14 protein-coding genes are annotated in these 15,398 nt (G+C 41.1%); 9 read left to right on the forward strand and 5 right to left on the reverse strand.

Going from position 1 to position 15,398, the window contains the following annotated elements; genetic code table 11:
• Positions 1-221: 221 nt before the first annotated feature.
• Positions 222-737: a GNAT family N-acetyltransferase gene (locus ACHAL6_RS07295; RefSeq protein ID WP_395269694.1), complete on the reverse strand. Its 516-nt coding sequence runs from the start codon at positions 735-737 to the stop codon at positions 222-224.
• Positions 738-854: 117 nt separating this feature from the next.
• Positions 855-1,652: a class I SAM-dependent methyltransferase gene (locus tag ACHAL6_RS07300; RefSeq protein WP_395269696.1), complete on the reverse strand. Its 798-nt coding sequence runs from the start codon at positions 1,650-1,652 to the stop codon at positions 855-857.
• A 291-nt stretch (positions 1,653-1,943) separates the two neighbouring features.
• On the opposite strand from ACHAL6_RS07300, the gene ACHAL6_RS07305 reads away from it, so the two are divergent.
• The 3 genes from ACHAL6_RS07305 to ACHAL6_RS07315 all read left to right on the forward strand — a co-directional run bounded on the left by ACHAL6_RS07305 (position 1,944) and on the right by ACHAL6_RS07315 (position 3,049).
• Positions 1,944-2,261, forward strand: coding sequence for a hypothetical protein (locus tag ACHAL6_RS07305; RefSeq protein ID WP_395269698.1), 318 nt, complete (start codon positions 1,944-1,946; stop codon positions 2,259-2,261).
• Between the two features lie 252 nt (positions 2,262-2,513).
• The gene (gene relB / locus ACHAL6_RS07310; protein WP_395269699.1) at positions 2,514-2,804 is read left to right on the forward strand and encodes a type II toxin-antitoxin system RelB family antitoxin; all 291 of its coding nucleotides are present in this window, start codon (positions 2,514-2,516) and stop codon (positions 2,802-2,804) included.
• A complete protein-coding gene (locus ACHAL6_RS07315) occupies positions 2,804-3,049 on the forward strand; it encodes a type II toxin-antitoxin system RelE/ParE family toxin (RefSeq protein ID WP_395269700.1) in 246 nt (81 codons plus the stop codon). The genes relB and ACHAL6_RS07315 overlap by 1 nt, the downstream gene beginning before the upstream one ends.
• Positions 3,050-3,277: 228 nt before the next feature.
• Here ACHAL6_RS07315 and ACHAL6_RS07320 read toward each other — a convergent pair whose 3' ends face one another.
• The gene (locus ACHAL6_RS07320; protein WP_395269701.1) at positions 3,278-5,281 is read right to left on the reverse strand and encodes a methyl-accepting chemotaxis protein; all 2,004 of its coding nucleotides are present in this window, start codon (positions 5,279-5,281) and stop codon (positions 3,278-3,280) included.
• 590 nt (positions 5,282-5,871) lie between these two features.
• Between ACHAL6_RS07320 and ACHAL6_RS07325 the strand changes: the two genes are divergently transcribed.
• The 5 genes from ACHAL6_RS07325 to ACHAL6_RS07345 all read left to right on the forward strand — a co-directional run bounded on the left by ACHAL6_RS07325 (position 5,872) and on the right by ACHAL6_RS07345 (position 9,838).
• Positions 5,872-6,564: an Ltp family lipoprotein gene (locus ACHAL6_RS07325; RefSeq protein ID WP_395269702.1), complete on the forward strand. Its 693-nt coding sequence runs from the start codon at positions 5,872-5,874 to the stop codon at positions 6,562-6,564.
• Positions 6,565-7,032: 468 nt separating this feature from the next.
• A complete protein-coding gene (locus ACHAL6_RS07330; RefSeq protein WP_395269703.1) occupies positions 7,033-7,686 on the forward strand; it encodes a DUF4230 domain-containing protein in 654 nt (217 codons plus the stop codon).
• A gap of 2 nt (positions 7,687-7,688) precedes the next feature.
• Complete coding sequence (locus ACHAL6_RS07335; RefSeq protein ID WP_395269704.1) at positions 7,689-8,315, forward strand: DUF4230 domain-containing protein; 627 nt, start codon at positions 7,689-7,691, stop codon at positions 8,313-8,315.
• A gap of 62 nt (positions 8,316-8,377) precedes the next feature.
• Positions 8,378-9,205, forward strand: a complete 828-nt coding sequence (locus ACHAL6_RS07340) for a hypothetical protein (protein WP_395269705.1) — start codon at positions 8,378-8,380, stop codon at positions 9,203-9,205.
• Between the two features lie 117 nt (positions 9,206-9,322).
• Positions 9,323-9,838, forward strand: coding sequence for a hypothetical protein (locus ACHAL6_RS07345; RefSeq protein WP_395269707.1), 516 nt, complete (start codon positions 9,323-9,325; stop codon positions 9,836-9,838).
• A 239-nt stretch (positions 9,839-10,077) separates the two neighbouring features.
• Here ACHAL6_RS07345 and ACHAL6_RS07350 read toward each other — a convergent pair whose 3' ends face one another.
• Together ACHAL6_RS07350 and ACHAL6_RS07355 are read right to left on the reverse strand one after the other, a co-directional pair.
• Positions 10,078-11,937, reverse strand: coding sequence for an ABC transporter ATP-binding protein (locus tag ACHAL6_RS07350; RefSeq protein ID WP_395269709.1), 1,860 nt, complete (start codon positions 11,935-11,937; stop codon positions 10,078-10,080).
• A complete protein-coding gene (locus tag ACHAL6_RS07355; protein WP_395269710.1) occupies positions 11,934-13,739 on the reverse strand; it encodes an ABC transporter ATP-binding protein in 1,806 nt (601 codons plus the stop codon). Before ACHAL6_RS07355 ends, ACHAL6_RS07350 begins: the two co-directional genes overlap by 4 nt.
• A gap of 599 nt (positions 13,740-14,338) precedes the next feature.
• Between ACHAL6_RS07355 and ACHAL6_RS07360 the strand changes: the two genes are divergently transcribed.
• On the forward strand, positions 14,339-15,055 hold the full coding sequence (locus ACHAL6_RS07360; protein ID WP_395269711.1) for a uracil-DNA glycosylase family protein: 717 nt from the start codon (positions 14,339-14,341) through the stop codon (positions 15,053-15,055).
• Positions 15,056-15,398 lie beyond the last annotated feature (343 nt).

Genomic DNA, 15,398 nt, shown 5'->3' on the forward strand with positions numbered 1-15,398 from the left:
TGATATAAAAAATATATTTAAGTGTAAATCATAGTAATAAGTTTAATTAATTAAACTTATTAACTAGAATATGAAGAGAAGACGAGAAATTCTAATAAAGCATTAATTGTACCCAAAAGCTGAATCCACCAGCAGGGCAGAAACTATATCTGTATCCTAAAGGTGGATTTTCTCTTTTACATTAAGATGTGTAGACTTTGTGAAGACTCGAGTTTCTGTGCCTATAGAGAGTACTTATACTTTACGATTTCCTGCGTCTTCCCCTGATATGGGCTCATTCCCTTATACTCCAGTAGGAAGCCTGTTTTCTCAAGAACTCTTTGTGATGGGACATTTTCTCCATGACATATGCCATAGATGCGCTCAATACTCAGCTGATCCATGATGACGGGAAGAAAAGCCTGGAGTGCTTCAGTTGTATAACCTTTTCCTCTATGGGCCTCTGCCATGTGATATCCGACTTCGTAGCCATCTTTTATGGGGACAGCTTGAACATATCCGATGTTTTTTCCGTCATGGAGAAGAATCGGATAAACAAAGGGGCCGGAAGTGCTTTCATAGGCAGAGATGAGAAATTCCACTACCTCACGGGCATCTTCGATGGTTTCGAAGACCTCATCGGGTACAAAGCGCCGGGTTTCCTCATCCTGAGAATGGAGATGGACGCTTTCGATCATGCTTTCATCAAATTCAGTGATGAGGAGCCTTTCTGTTCTGATTTCCATTCTGTTTTTCAATCTGTTTCCTCCGAAAATTCATACTGTTTATCGAATGGCCTTATCTGACTATTTTCAGTATCCATGATTTCATAAAAGTTAATCTGTTCCTGATTTCTATCTGCATGAGAAATGTGCTTAGGGAAGCTTCTTTGCAGTGAGACTCATGACCAGAGGGAGCTTTCCTTCCAGTTCCGGATAATAGCAGAGGCCTCTATCATCAAGTTTGGAGCCACCCATACCAGGGACGCATCGGTCATATTCCCTGAAGTCCGTCAGGTAGAGTCCTGCCTGGATAAGGCCTTGCAGGATGGTGGATAGAGTATGGCCGAAGAAATAGTTCTCAGCGATTTTTGGCTTGGAAGCGTACCCTCCAATAGTGGTATCACGCTCGGGAGCGGTATCGAAATAGGGATAACTGGGAGAAAGGTTTCCTTTAGTCAGTTCTTCTTCATCAAAGATCATCATGAAGGGATGGGAATCGTGAAGGAAGAAGATGCCATCGGGCTTCAGAAAATGGGCGATGACCTGTCCCCATATCTTAAGGTCTGGCAGCCACCCGATGGCTCCATCTGAGGTCAGGACAATGTCGTAAGCCCCTTCATGGACCTCTCTAAGCTTCAGCACATCAGACTGAATGAACTGAACGGAATCCATGCCGGAATCCTGTGCCAGAAGGGTGGCATAATGAATATTTTCATGCGAAAGATCCACGCCTGTGACGGTAGCCCCCATTCTGGCGAGTAGAATGCTGTCTGCACCGGTGTTGCACTGCAGATGCAGAATCCGTTTTCCTTTGACGCTGCCTAGGCCTTCTATGACCAGCGGGTTCAGTGTAAAGTTCTCGTCTTTGAGAAACTTGCTGAAATGCTCGTAGTGATCTTTGGAAAGGGTGCTCCATGCTGCCTGGTTGGCAGCGATGATTTCTTCATGCATGAGGTATCCTCCTTCATTGAGAGCGTAGTTCAGTTCCATTCATTTCGTTACAAACTCCATATAGATAGATTAAAAGGTGTTAGTATAGAATATGTTTCAATCATCTTCCTATATTCTATCATCTGTGTGATAACCTTTTCAATAAGAATAAAAGGAAGATTCTTAATTAGATCATGTCTGAAGAGGGATCGTATCAGCAGAAATTCCGATTTTCTCCATAATGTCTCCACAATTGTCCGCTACATTATAGGTAACACCCCAATCTATATATATGGAAGGAAGACAAAGAACATGATCAGAAAAACGCTAGGAATGGCAATAGCCATTACACTACTCTCTGCTACACCGGTTTTTGCAATGTCACAGCCAGTGGTGGAGTATAAGGCGGCACCAGCTCTTGCGGTAGAGATACTGGAAGCGCATGGAGAAATCCCTTCAGGAGAAGTTCTGAAGCAGGTGGCACAGAATGTTGGGCTAAGAGGTTCATTCATGGGCGTTGAAAAAAACGACCCTATGTATGAGCATGAAGTGATGCATTATCTGCATCACACACTGAATGCCATCGACATGGACCATGATGCATGCATGCACCATGGCATGATGGAATAGGATTTCAGCACAGGAAGACAGAAGAAGCAGCGGATCAGGATAATGAAGATTATTCTGATCCGCTGTTTCTATCTTGTGATCACTGTCTGGAGTTCATCTACTGAATAGAGAAATGAAGTTTTCCTATAATAGAAGTGAGTGAGTCCAGCTTATATCTGTTGTTCTAATTGGAAAAATGAAGATCATTAAACTTCATGGACATTCAGCAGAAGAAGTGTTAATCAATAAATAAGTATTAAGAAGGAGATTTGTATGAAAGAAGCAGTCAGTCAACAAAGAATGCTTTTTGTATTACAATGTAAGACAAAAGGGGGTGTAAGCATGTCTATTTCACTTAGATTAAACAATGAAGAAGATGCACTATTTCGTAAATATGCAGCAATGAAGAAAATGTCTGTTTCTGAAATGATCAGGGAGACTGTTCTAGAGAAAATCGAGGATGAATATGATTTAGAAGCTTATGACCTGGCTGTGGAAGAATACCGTAAAAATCCAGTTACCTACACTCATAGAGAAATCATTGAGCAATTGGAGAATGAATAATGTATTCTGTTTTATATACTCAGTTGGCTGAAAAAGAACTGAAGAAGCTTGAGGGGGAAACCAGAAGATTCATACTTGCCTGGATCGGGAAAAATCTCGAAGGATGTAAGGATCCAAGACAGTTTGGCAAAGCGCTATGTGAGAACAGAAAAGATCAATGGAGGTATCGACTAGGAGATTATCGTATACTGGCTGAAATTATTGAAGATGAGATTGTTATTCTTATTCTCACAGTGGGGCATTGAAGAGAGATATATAAAAAAATGATCAGTCAGAATGAGTTCTGAGTGAACGAAAAACTCCCCTTAGGGTAGACAGTGAAATAGCATGGCTGTCTACCCTAAGGGGAGTTTTATTGCTGGAAGAATAAGGAGATTCTAGAAGACGAGATTATTGAAATAGAAGAAACTGGTACATCATGATGTTCATTCACATTGATGTACCAGTTCAGATTATATTATCATGTGCATATTCTACGCCTTATAGCGACTCAGTTCTTCTTGTATGCTGCTGATGTCAGCGTTAAGTGAGTTCATAGCTTCTCCGATTTCTGTAATTTGTGCATACTGCTCTTCGGATGAAGCGCTGATTTCTTCTGTGGAGGCAGCTGATTCTTCACTGATGGCGGCCATGGCTTCCAGAGAAGCAATGAGATCATTCTTCAGTGTATCCATGTTTCCGGTTTCCTTGATGAAGTCCTTCAGGATGCTCTCCAGTTCATTGACGTTATTATCCACCTGGTCAAAGACCTGAACTGTTTCTGTGATATTCCCTTTGGCGGATTCCACAGAAGTTTTGGTTTCTTCCACAGTTTTCGTGGTGACGGAAACGATGGAGACAATGCCTGTGATGATGGTGTTGATTTCCTCAGCGGAGTTGGAGGACTGTTCAGCCAGTTTTCGGATTTCCTCCGCCACCACGGAGAATCCTCTTCCAGCTTCTCCTGCTCTTGCTGCCTCGATGGAAGCATTCAGAGCGAGAAGGTTGGTCTGATCGGAGATGCCCTTGATGGTGCTCAGAATATTCTCGATGGATTTCGAGCTTTTACTGAGTTCATATACATTTTCTGCCACTTCGTTGGTGTTTTCAACGGTCTGAGTGAAGACGCTCTGAAGATTTTCGATCTTCTGTCTTCCCGCTCTGTTTGAGGAGACCATGCTCTCGGAAATCTTCTTTGCATCTTCCAGGCTTCCCGCAATGACATTGATGCTTCTGCCCAGGTCCTGTCCGGCACTGAGGCGTTCATTGACTCCAGTTGCTGTTTCCATGGCTCCCTGGGCGATTTCTTCCACAGCCCTTGTGACCTCTTTGCTGGAGGACATGAGTCCATCCACGTTTTCCATCACTCGATCGGAGGTTCCAGCCACGGAGTTAAAGCTTGTTACGGTGCCCTTGATGAGTTTTCGGACATTCTCCACCATGGTCATGAAGCGCTCACTGAGAACTCCGATTTCATCCTTGGAAGCATAGTTCATGGTGGCGGTGAAATCACCTGCACCTACACGCTCCATGGCCTTTTCCATCATGGCCAGAGGTCTGGAAACCCACTTCGTGATGACGAAGGAAATGACACTGACCAGAATCAGAATGGACACGATTACTGCCACTGCATTGTTGATGTTGTTGGTTCTGATGATTTCCTCAATAGCTGCTCGAGGATAAGTCGCAATGTAGGTGCGGACTTCTCCATCACTTGCCATGGCATAGTTGGAGATGCCGTCCACGGTGACGGTCTGAATGCTTTCTTTTTCTGCCAGCACCTCTTTCATCCAGGACACATCTGCTGCGGTCTGTCCAATCAGCTCAGTATTCTTGTGGTTTATGATTTTTCCATCGGTAGATAAGATGACCCCGAAGCCGCCGTCTCCAATGTCCAGTGTATCGATGGTTCTCTGGATGTCGAGATTCTCCAGAAGCGCCTGGATGGCTTTAGGTTCTAGACCGATCTGTATCACTCCTGGCGTATCCAGACGTGAGACGCCGAAGTACTGGAAGAGGGTTCCATCGGTTCCTCTTGGTGAGGGTTCCTGCACCAGCTGGCCGTTGCTCTGGCCGATCAGCTCCATAAAAGGCTGGGTCTGTTCTGATTCTCTGAAATCAAAGTTGTAGAACCCTGGAATGTTTCCATAGAGCAGGATTCCATCACCATCTGTGACATGGATTTCATCCACCTCGAGTATGCTGGCCAGTTCCACCATTCTTTCTGTCTCCAGGTAGGTCTGATCCTCACGGATCATCACTGCGATGCTGCGTGCCAGGGAAATGATTTTTTCGTTAAGCGCTTCTTTTGTGATGTCCACCACTTCTTCGGCAGAAAGATATTCGTGTTTGAGGTTCTCCACCTGATCCTTCAGCTGCATTTCAATGACCCGGTCCAGGGACCTGGTGGTGGTGATGGTGCTCATCAGGGATTGTGCACCGATGGCGAGTACAATGATCAGACTTGTGATGAGGACAATTTTTCCTTTTAACTTCATTTTCATGAGTCTCCTTTGTTTTTGAGATTGCGTGTGCTGCATAAACGCTGAAGAAGTCTTCAGCGTTATTAAAGGTATCTTTGACATTTTGGTTATCAAAGGACATACTTTCTATTTCGGTTACTTCGTCTTTGTATTAAGGTGTTCAAATGATAAAAAGCAGCTTATTTTGACTTTTTTCACAGAAATGAAGCACTCTATGAACCTTTATTATTTCGTTATTCTATGGGTATATACAGGCATGTATCTTTTTTTACTACACGTAAAATATGGAATTACGATATCAATGTTGAAAATGATCAGAGAACTGAAATAGACAGTTAAAAGAATCGGGAATTCAATTGTGATGAGGATTTTTAAAAGAGTTTGAACTCTATTTTGCAGCATCGAATACTTCTGGAATCAGATAAATGCTGAGAATCTGAGTAGAAGAACAGTCCGTATTTATGTACATTAATGGGCTTATACTACCTATACAGTTAGCGATAAAGAAATCGTCTTACAGATTCATGGAGCGCCGGGAGTTATTGGAAATGCTGTAACTTAAACCACGAAAACACATTGTCATAAAAATGAAGAAGGAGGAAATCATGATGAGAGGAAAAACAGGTAAGCCGTTCTACAAGAAATGGTGGGTATGGCTATTGGCTGTAGTTGTCATCGGTATAGCGCTCAGCGGTGGAGAAGAAGAGGGGAAAAGCGTTGCAGGTGATGTATCAGAAGGCAATCCCGTAGTATCACAGCCTATTGAGGAAGAACCAGAAGAGGTTTTAGTGCATGAGGATGAGGAGGTAGAAGAAGAGCAGCCAGCTGTGACAGAGCCTGATCCGGTACCGGAAGAGAATGATGGAGCAACCTTAGGCGAGAAGAATGCTGCAGGCAGTGCAATTCAGTATCTCAATTTCACAGCATTTTCCTATGATGGGCTTGTACAGCAGCTTGAATTTGAAGGTTATTCCCATGAAGAAGCCATCTATGGAGTAGATAACAGCGGAGCAGACTGGTATGAGCAGGCAGTTTTGAGTGCAAAGAACTATCTGGATTTCACTGCATTTTCTTATAAAGGTCTGATCCAGCAGCTGGAGTACGAAGGATTCACAAATGAAGAGGCAGTGCATGGAGCTGATTCCTGTGGTGCGGACTGGAAGGAACAGGCTGCTGTAAAAGCGAAGGATTATCTGGATTTCAGCTCATTCTCTAGGTCGGAACTGATTTCTCAGCTCGAATTTGAAGGCTTTACCAGTGAGGAAGCGCTTTATGGAGTAGAAGCGGTCGGTTACTAGGTCATACGATTTAAGACAATTTTAGATGTTAAAGATAAGAACTCTTCTCTCTATGGAGGAGAGTTCTTATCTTAAATAGGGTAAAATATATCTGAAGAAATTGTCATATATTAGTATAGATATAACTTTAGTGCAATCGTTTATTGTATTTGATTTTAGAATATTCTATAATCTTTATAGGTGTAGAAATTCATATTTAGAAATACATAAGATATTTTGAGAGTATATACAATACTAATTTTATATTTATGTGATTCATTTATACAACATTATTATATTAGGAAATGAAGGGTGAAATATGGAGATTCTAAATATTATTTGTTTTATTCGCAAGAAAAACAGATCCCTTGATGACAGCTGCTGATATGCATACGTGAAGTGGGGGATAGTCTAATATCTTACGGTTCGTGTCACTTAAAATCAATTGCTGCAAAATCATAAATAATAATTTTGAGGGGAGAAAATGGGATGGATGATAAGGATAATAAATTGAATCCTAGTGAAAAGGAAAATAAGGATGAGAAAGTACAAGCAATTGCTAAATTCAAAAAGATAGGTTTGATTGGTAAGATACTTTTACTGGTAGTGCTTTTAGGGATTGGATTTGTAGGAGCGAAAGTGCTGGGTAAGGATGAAGGAAAGATGGAAATAGTAACTTTATCCGACCTTCAGAAAATAATCGATATCAGTGAGTTTCATACATTTCAGGCTGTGTACAATGGGATAGCAGAGGTGAAGAATGAAAAGGACACGGAGAAAACTGATTACTACGTATCATACAATGCTAAAGTAAATGCAGGATTTGATTTCAGTGAGTTGATTATTGAACAGAAGGAAGAAAGTATACTTGAGATTCAAATTCCTGAAATCACCATTCAGGACGTAATTGTGGATATGGGATCTCTGGATTATATATTTAAGAACGAAAAAGTCAATAAAAGTGGTATTTCTGATAAGGCATATGATGCTTGTATCGCAGATGTGACCTTAGAAAGCAGTCAAGAAGATTCCATCTTAGAACTTGCACAAATGAATGCGGAGAACACGATGAAAGCTATTATGACTCCATTTCTAACAAATACAGAATATCAACTAGAAGTGGTCTTTGGAGGTGCAAGGTGAGTATGTTAAAGAAGATTACGACAATGATACTAATTGTAGGATTATCCTCTATTCTTTATTCATGTTCAAATCAGCAGTCTCTGTCAGAAAAACCGGAAGAGATTGAAATGAAGTCTATCACTAAGCTTGCAACGCTAGAGTGCTATTATCATAATGTCGCAAAAGTGAAAGAAAAAGATGCATCTAAGTTTCTGTTCTGGTCTAAGGATAAGAATTTCTGGATAGAATATAGCGGCATAGTTAAGATTGGAATTGATCCGTCATTGCTCGATATTGAAGTGAATGAGGAATATGTCACAATACAAATACCAGAGGCAAAAGTGCTCGAATATAAAGTGGATCCTGACTCTCTAACGGATGCTTCTTATATAGTAGATGCGGACTCTGCTAAAATTACTGCTGAAGATGAATCTAAGGCCTTTGATGCAGCTCAGGAGAATATGGTAAAGACTGCATCAAATGATAGAACTCTTCTGGCAAGCGCTCAGGAAAGAGCGAAGAGACTAATTGAAGAATATATAATGAAAATTGGAGAGAAAACAGAAAAAGAGTATTCAATTGAATGGATTTATATAGAGGATAACAATGAGGATGTTGATCCAGCTGATACTGAAGTGGAAACACCATAGTGAAAGATGTATATGCTTGGATAAGTGCATTTTAATGTCAAAAAGAGTGTAAGGAGAAAGATATGAAGGAAATAGCTGTACAAGATAATATGGAACTATTTCAAAATGTGCTTGACGCTGCAATGAAGATTCCTGGCGTAAGAATTAATCGAGAGCAATTTCTTCGGAGAACTCTATCCAAATATTACAAAGAGGATGTCGTGAAAACCGCCATAGAGTATAATCCTGCCAGGGCGGGCATTTCATCAGATGAACTGAATAATATTGCTAGATCGTGCATTGATTTTGAAACAAAAAAGGTTACTGCAATTTCTGCAGCGGCAGGTGTCCCTGGCGGGTTTGGAATGGCTGTTACTATTCCTGGTGATCTGGCGCAATATTTTGCCCACGTTATCATCATCTTGCAGAAGCTGATATACTTATTTGGATGGAGAGATCTTTTTAGAGAAGATGAAGATTTTGATGATGAGACATTTTCACTTATTACAGTCTTTCTTGGTGTTATGTTTGGAGTCCAAGCGGCAAATAAGGTAATGGCTAAAGTAGCTGCAGCAGCTGCTGCGAGGGCAAATAAAGTGATAGCAGCAAAGCCATTAACCAAAGGAGTGTTATATCCTATCATCAAAAAAATTGCAGTAGCCATTGGAGCTAGAATGAATAAAGGAATATTTGCCGGTGGAGTTGCAAAAGTTATACCCTTTGTTGGCGCGTTAACTTCAGGTGGGGTCACGTTTTTTACTTTCAGACCTATGTGCTATAGACTTAAGAGACATCTGGAAACACTTCCTATTGCCAATATAAGCTTTTATGAAAACTCAGAAGTGATGTCTCATTATAATACGGATATCAATGAATTAACTCAACAAGATTTTGATGTTGAGGATATATAGGACTTTATGGAGATAAAATCAATGAGTTCTTAGTATGGTTATTCAATATTCTATCTGAATGAACTGCTCATTGATGTATACTACTAAAGCAATAAATCTAGACTAAGGAGAAATCTAATGTCAGCAGACTTAATCACTGAAATTCAGATTCGCGGAACGAAGGAAGAAATTATGGAAATACTTCAGGTTGTGAGATATTTTGAAAATGAGAAGTATGAACAGTATAAGGAAAAGCGCGACTGTCCATATATCCAAAGTGTAAGAATCAGCAGCAATGGAAAAAGCCTTATGACGAAGAGGATGTCAGATAATGATATTGATACATTTATATCTGATAGCGGTAACGAAGTAAATATTTCAGCAAATGGTCCTTTCGGAGTATATTACATGCTGGAAGATGTAGGATTGTTTGAAGCGATATCAGTAGCTGCTCCAACAGCTGCTTTTTCTGGATCAAGCGATGGTTATATCACAGGAGCTTCTGTGGCACTTACTGGAGAGCTACTGAATGGCACATTGTATCTCCGGAATTATTATGAAGCGGATGAAGATCAGAATGAAGAACCTTCTGAAAATATGGAGTTTTGGGATCCTGTAAAACGTTATGATCCTAAGGCTAACAAGTATTTCTGAGTCAGCTTCGGTATCTTATTATTGTGTGATACCTATTAGTGAATGATATGCGAGTGTTGCACATCAAAGTAAATTGATACAGAAGAAACTTAGACTGCTGGAGCAGTTGCAGAAAAAATAAGCTTTGTTAAGCCAAAAACAGTGTCATTCAAGGGTTTCTTGAATGACACTGTTTTTGCTTATGCATTTTTTTATAATGCCAAGGACAATTTACAAAGAGAATCTGCTGCGATTACCTATTATTCATAAACATAATGATCGGCCTGTGCAAACCACAGCTCATGATACTTTCCTTCTTTATCAGAAACCAAGGAAGTATGATTTCCAAGCTGTACGATTTTTCCTTTATGAAATACTGCGATGTTATGACAGAACTTGCAGGAAGAAAGTCTATGGGAGATGAAAACTGCTGCTTTGTCTTTTACCAGTGCGTCGAATTTCGAATAGATTTCAAACTCGGCTATAGGGTCAAGGGCTGCTGTGGGTTCATCCAGTACCACGATGGGTGCATCTTTATATAACGCTCTTGCAATGGCCAGCTTCTGCTCTTCTCCACCGGAGAAGTCTCGGCCTTCTTCATCAAAATTCTTCCCAACGGATACCTGGTAATCAGGAACCGATGCATGCACCATATTTTCTAAACCAGCGTGCACGAGGCAGTCCTCCAGTTTTTCCATGTCAACATCTTCGCTCACAGTAACGTTCTGATCCATGCCGAAAGAGAACAGTTTGAAGTCCTGGAATACAACAGAGAAAAGCCGGATGTACTCTTCATAGTCGTATTCTCTGATATCTATACCATTCAGTGTTATGGTTCCTTCTGTAGGCTCGTATAGTCTGCAGAGCAGTTTGATCAGTGTGGTTTTTCCGGAGCCATTCATGCCGACTACAGCCAGTCTTTCCCCTGAATGTATGGTGAGGTTGATATGATCTAAAACGAGCGTTTCCGATGAAGGGTACTTAAAGCTGACGTTTTTGAATTCGAACAGGTAGCTATCCTGGCTGCTGATCTGTCTTGACCCTTCTTTTTTCATTTCAGGTAAGTTGAAGTAGGTGATGCTGCTTTGGAAGTGATCACAGGCAGCGACCAGCATATTGTACTGCTTCAGAAAACTGCCGATGGCCTGATATAATCTCATGATGGCATTGATCTGTATGAAGATGACACCTATGGTTATAGCGCCTACGTAGGCTTTCAGAACAACGAATGTGTAGACTGCCACCATCATGAAGACATTCACCAGGTTCAGCAGGGAGTAATGCCGGATATTGGGTTTTACAAAGTTCACCAGGCAATCATTGCAGTTGGGCTCAACAAAGTCCATGATCTTCTCATGGAGGAGGTTCTGTGCATTGTATAATCGGATGTCTTTGCCATTTGCATAGTTGTAGCTGATATGGAAAAACAGATAACCGAATATCCTGTTGGCACCAACCCCACCCTTTGCGCTGTTAGCTACAGTCTCCCCTAACTTTCCCTGGATGATACTGGAGAGAAAAATGCCGGTGAGGAGCACCACAACCATTGCCATAAACACCAATGGTGATTGAATGAAGGCAAGGCTTCCTGTCACCTCCACCTGGCTGCCGTTTGTGAACATGGTCAGGATCAGGCCAGAAGCGATAAGGATCTCCAGGATGGCCAGTGTTCCCAGCTGCAGAAACTCAGCGATATTCCAGATGCCCATGTAGTTATTTCCGCCTTCCTGGATGAATTGGAGTAGATCCATGGTTTCCGTTTTTTCAATCAGGGCATAGTCCAGTTTCATGGTTTTCTTTGACAGCTCGAACTCATAATTGAAGATCAGATGGTTGGTTTCATCCTTGTACCTTTTGGTGAAGTATCCGCTCAGAATATGCAGGATGAACATGAGGCCGACGAGGAGCGCTGCCAGCGTGATCAGGGTTGTCTGGTTTCTGTCTCCTAATAGTTCATCCAGGATTCTCGCTGAAAACACGATGGGCACAAAGGGTTTTATTGCCTGAAGAATGGCACTTACGAAGAGTACTGGCAGATACTGCTTGCGCAGGGTATGGATGGTCTTTAAGGCCATCTTCACGGAAGTCAGGTTCAGTCTGGGTTTACGGTCTTTTTTCATGATGCCACCTCCGCTTCCTCGTTATAGTACTGACTCTGGACTTTGAACATATGGGCATACTGCTTGCCTGCTTTCATCAGCTCTTCATGGGTACCGCGCTCAATGATATGTCCTTGATCCAGGAGCAGCACTTCGTCACAGAATTTTGTGCTGGATAAACGATGGGAGATATAGATGGATGTCTTGTTTTTGGTCATATCATGATATTTCTCATATAACTGCGCTTCTGCGATGGGATCCAGTGCAGAAGAAGGCTCGTCCAGAATCAGAACCGGAGCATCTTTGTATAAGGCTCGTGCCAGAATCAGTTTCTGACGTTCTCCACCGGATAGTTCTGTGCCTTCACGGTCCAGATATTTTTCAGCGCTGGTGTGTTTTCCGTTAGGAAGGCTGCTTACTTTCTCCAGAAGCCCTGCCATCTTGATCACTTCATCCACTTTCTGCTGATCTGTTTCTTCCCGAGGCTTCATGGAAATATTGACGTCGATTCCGTAAGCCAGTACCAGTGCATCCTGAAATGCCACGGAGAACTGATCGAAGTATCTGTTTATGTCGATGTCTCTTGAATCAATGCCATTGATGAGAATTTCTCCGCTGTCGGGCTTTAGAAGATTCAGAATCAGTTTGATCAGTGTGGATTTACCGGCACCGTTGATACCTACCAAAGCGATTTTCTTTCCTTCTTCGATTTTCAGATTGAAATGATCAAAGATGACCTTTTCGCCATAGGAAAAGCAGATATCCCGTAATTCAATGGAGATAGGTGTTTCGATTTTTCTGTCAGGCAGGTTCGAGTTGGCATTCTTTTCCACCTGATCCAGAAATACACGGTAATCCGAGACTTCAAGGGAGTCTGCCGACAAGATGATGGCATTGTTGACGAAGTTACTGATCCACATGGAAAAGCCTGTGATGGAGCCGATATAGAGCACAAACTCTGAAGCGGAAAGAGAGCCCTGCAGGACCAGCATGATCAGATAGATGTAGGCGAATCCATCACGCAGGAAGGCTATAAGGCCGTCCACTGCAGCGCTTATGAATACTCGGAACGAGATCTTCTTTTCCCAATCCATTTCCTCATTAATGTACTTCTGACCTAAGGAAACAAGCCACTGGAACATACCATACATTCTCACGTCTTTTGCATACTTCACGTCTTTTGAGGCATCGATGACGTAGGACTGTTTCTTTCGGATCTTGTTTATGGCATCCTTGTTTCGGATTCTGAATTTATTCACGCTGTTTCCTGCGAGGAAGCTGAAGATGCCGCAGAGCACAAGTAGAAGTATGATGAGTGGATTCAGCCAGGATAAGATGATGATGTAGACGAGGGCGCCTAAGAGATTTGCGCTGCACTCGACGATTCTAGTGACCATGTCCTCCACACCGGTGGAAGGTCTGCTCATGGCATGGCGTGCCTTACGCATTTCCAGCTGTCCCTGCTCGGAGGAGAGGTATTTATAGTGGACATTCAGTGAGGCCATGCACATCTCAGAACCCAGGTTCATGCTTCTGAAATGGGATTTTCTTCTGGGAAAATATCCATCGGCAAAACTTCTGATCTGGCCGACGAGTAAGGAAACTATACCGAATATGGCGATGAGAAGCAGCAGTTCTCTGACTGATCTGCCTTCTTCAGAGTACTGAATGATGAACTTCGGCATGTAGATGCCGATCAGAGGCTGCACCACCATGGCAAAGACCAGTGCCACCATAGATAGAAGGAGTACGGAATCGATTCTCCAGATGTTTTTCAGCGTATAGTTGATATTACTCCATACGCCATAACGGGGTTTACTCATAAAATAAGTCCTCCTGTAACAGTATAAAATATGATAATGAGGCAGATGGATTGAGATTTGAAGGAAAGCGTGAAGAGTCGCAGAGGCATCGCAGTGAAAATAAGAAGAGAGTTGGCTCAGCGAGAGAGAAATGCTCAGAAAAAAGCAGTAGCGCTAGGCAGAATTTCGTTTCATAGATAGTTCCCTGTGATGACGATGATGAAGATGTGATAAGATCGGAATTTGCTCCAGATTCGGTATGGGAATATTGATTTGGTAGCTTTTCTGGGTAAGTCAGAATAACTATATTATTAAGGATTGAAAACGATAATCAAAACATAGTATTATTTTAAACGATGATTACACTTTATTACAATAAAATAATGAGAAATTATTATGTTTTCTAAGCTTTCTCTATTTGACATAGAATCTTATTGAAATATCAGTTTTAAGATTAGTTGAAGAATCAATATTGGTCTTAATAGGTCGGAGAAAATGAATAATAAATGGTTGATTGTCAAATATGTTGTGATAATTATCTCTAAATTATATAATAAGGCTTAAGTAGAAAACTATAATATATAGATGATTATATGAAAATTTCTGTTTTGAGGTGATTTATGAATAGAAGACAGTTATCAGAATTTTTATTTAGCAAAATGAATATGGTTGAACCTTATCCCGATAAAGTAAAGCCTGTTTCTGAAATGATGGAGCTTACTGCCTTTTTTCCTGGGGGAATGGAGCTATGGTTAGAGGAAAAATCAGAGATAATTCCAGATATACTTGTTCTTGGACATGATTTCTCAACTGTTCTAGAATACAAAAAAATGGTGGATAGTATGCAGAATGAGATTAATGGTCCTACTTGGAGAGAATTGAGAAAACTCTTTAAAACAGCAGAGATTGATCTTAACCGATGCTTCTTCAGTAATGTTTACATGGGGCTTCGCGATGTGAAATTGATGACTGGTACATTTCCAGGATCAAAGGACAAAGCATATGTTCATAGAAATTTAGAGTTCCTCAAGCTTCAGATTGAAACAATAAAACCAAAAGTAATCATCACATTAGGAAAGCCAGCCTCAATTAATCTTTCCTTACTCTCTAAGGAACTGAAGGAGTCATGGGCAGGTGGTAAAGCCCTTAGTATCCCGAACAATGGGTTGAAAAATAATGTTGTGATTCATGACCATAACTACATTTGTGCAGCGTTAGAGCATCCATCTATGAGAAATCAGAATGTGAAGAGAAGAAGACACCAAAATGAAAGTGGATGTTATTCAGGTAGTCATGCAGAAGTTGAATTGCTGAAAGATGCGATGCAGTTCACGTAACGGATATTTGTATCGATTACTAATTCATCCAATATCTTTTATGCGTTAAAGAAATGAACTATTAAATACATAACATAGTTTCAGAAGTAGCATCCAAGGTTTCATTACCGATATATGTTTTTAGAGAATCAAAAGAATATGCTGATGAATCATACATCGATGTCTTTGCAGATTTCGAAGGAATAATTGAATTTAATCTGATCGTAAAGACAGAAATTCCAGAGATGAAAGAGTAGAGAAAGTTTAACTAAAAACACACCAAAACACTCGCGAGTGTTTTGGTGTGTTTTTTGAATGTGTTCGAATGATAAGTCTATTGGGGAGAAGCAGACTTTACCTGTTC

It is taken from the genome of Proteiniclasticum sp. C24MP, assembly GCF_043951855.1.
Classification (GTDB): domain Bacteria; phylum Bacillota; class Clostridia; order Clostridiales; family Clostridiaceae; genus Proteiniclasticum.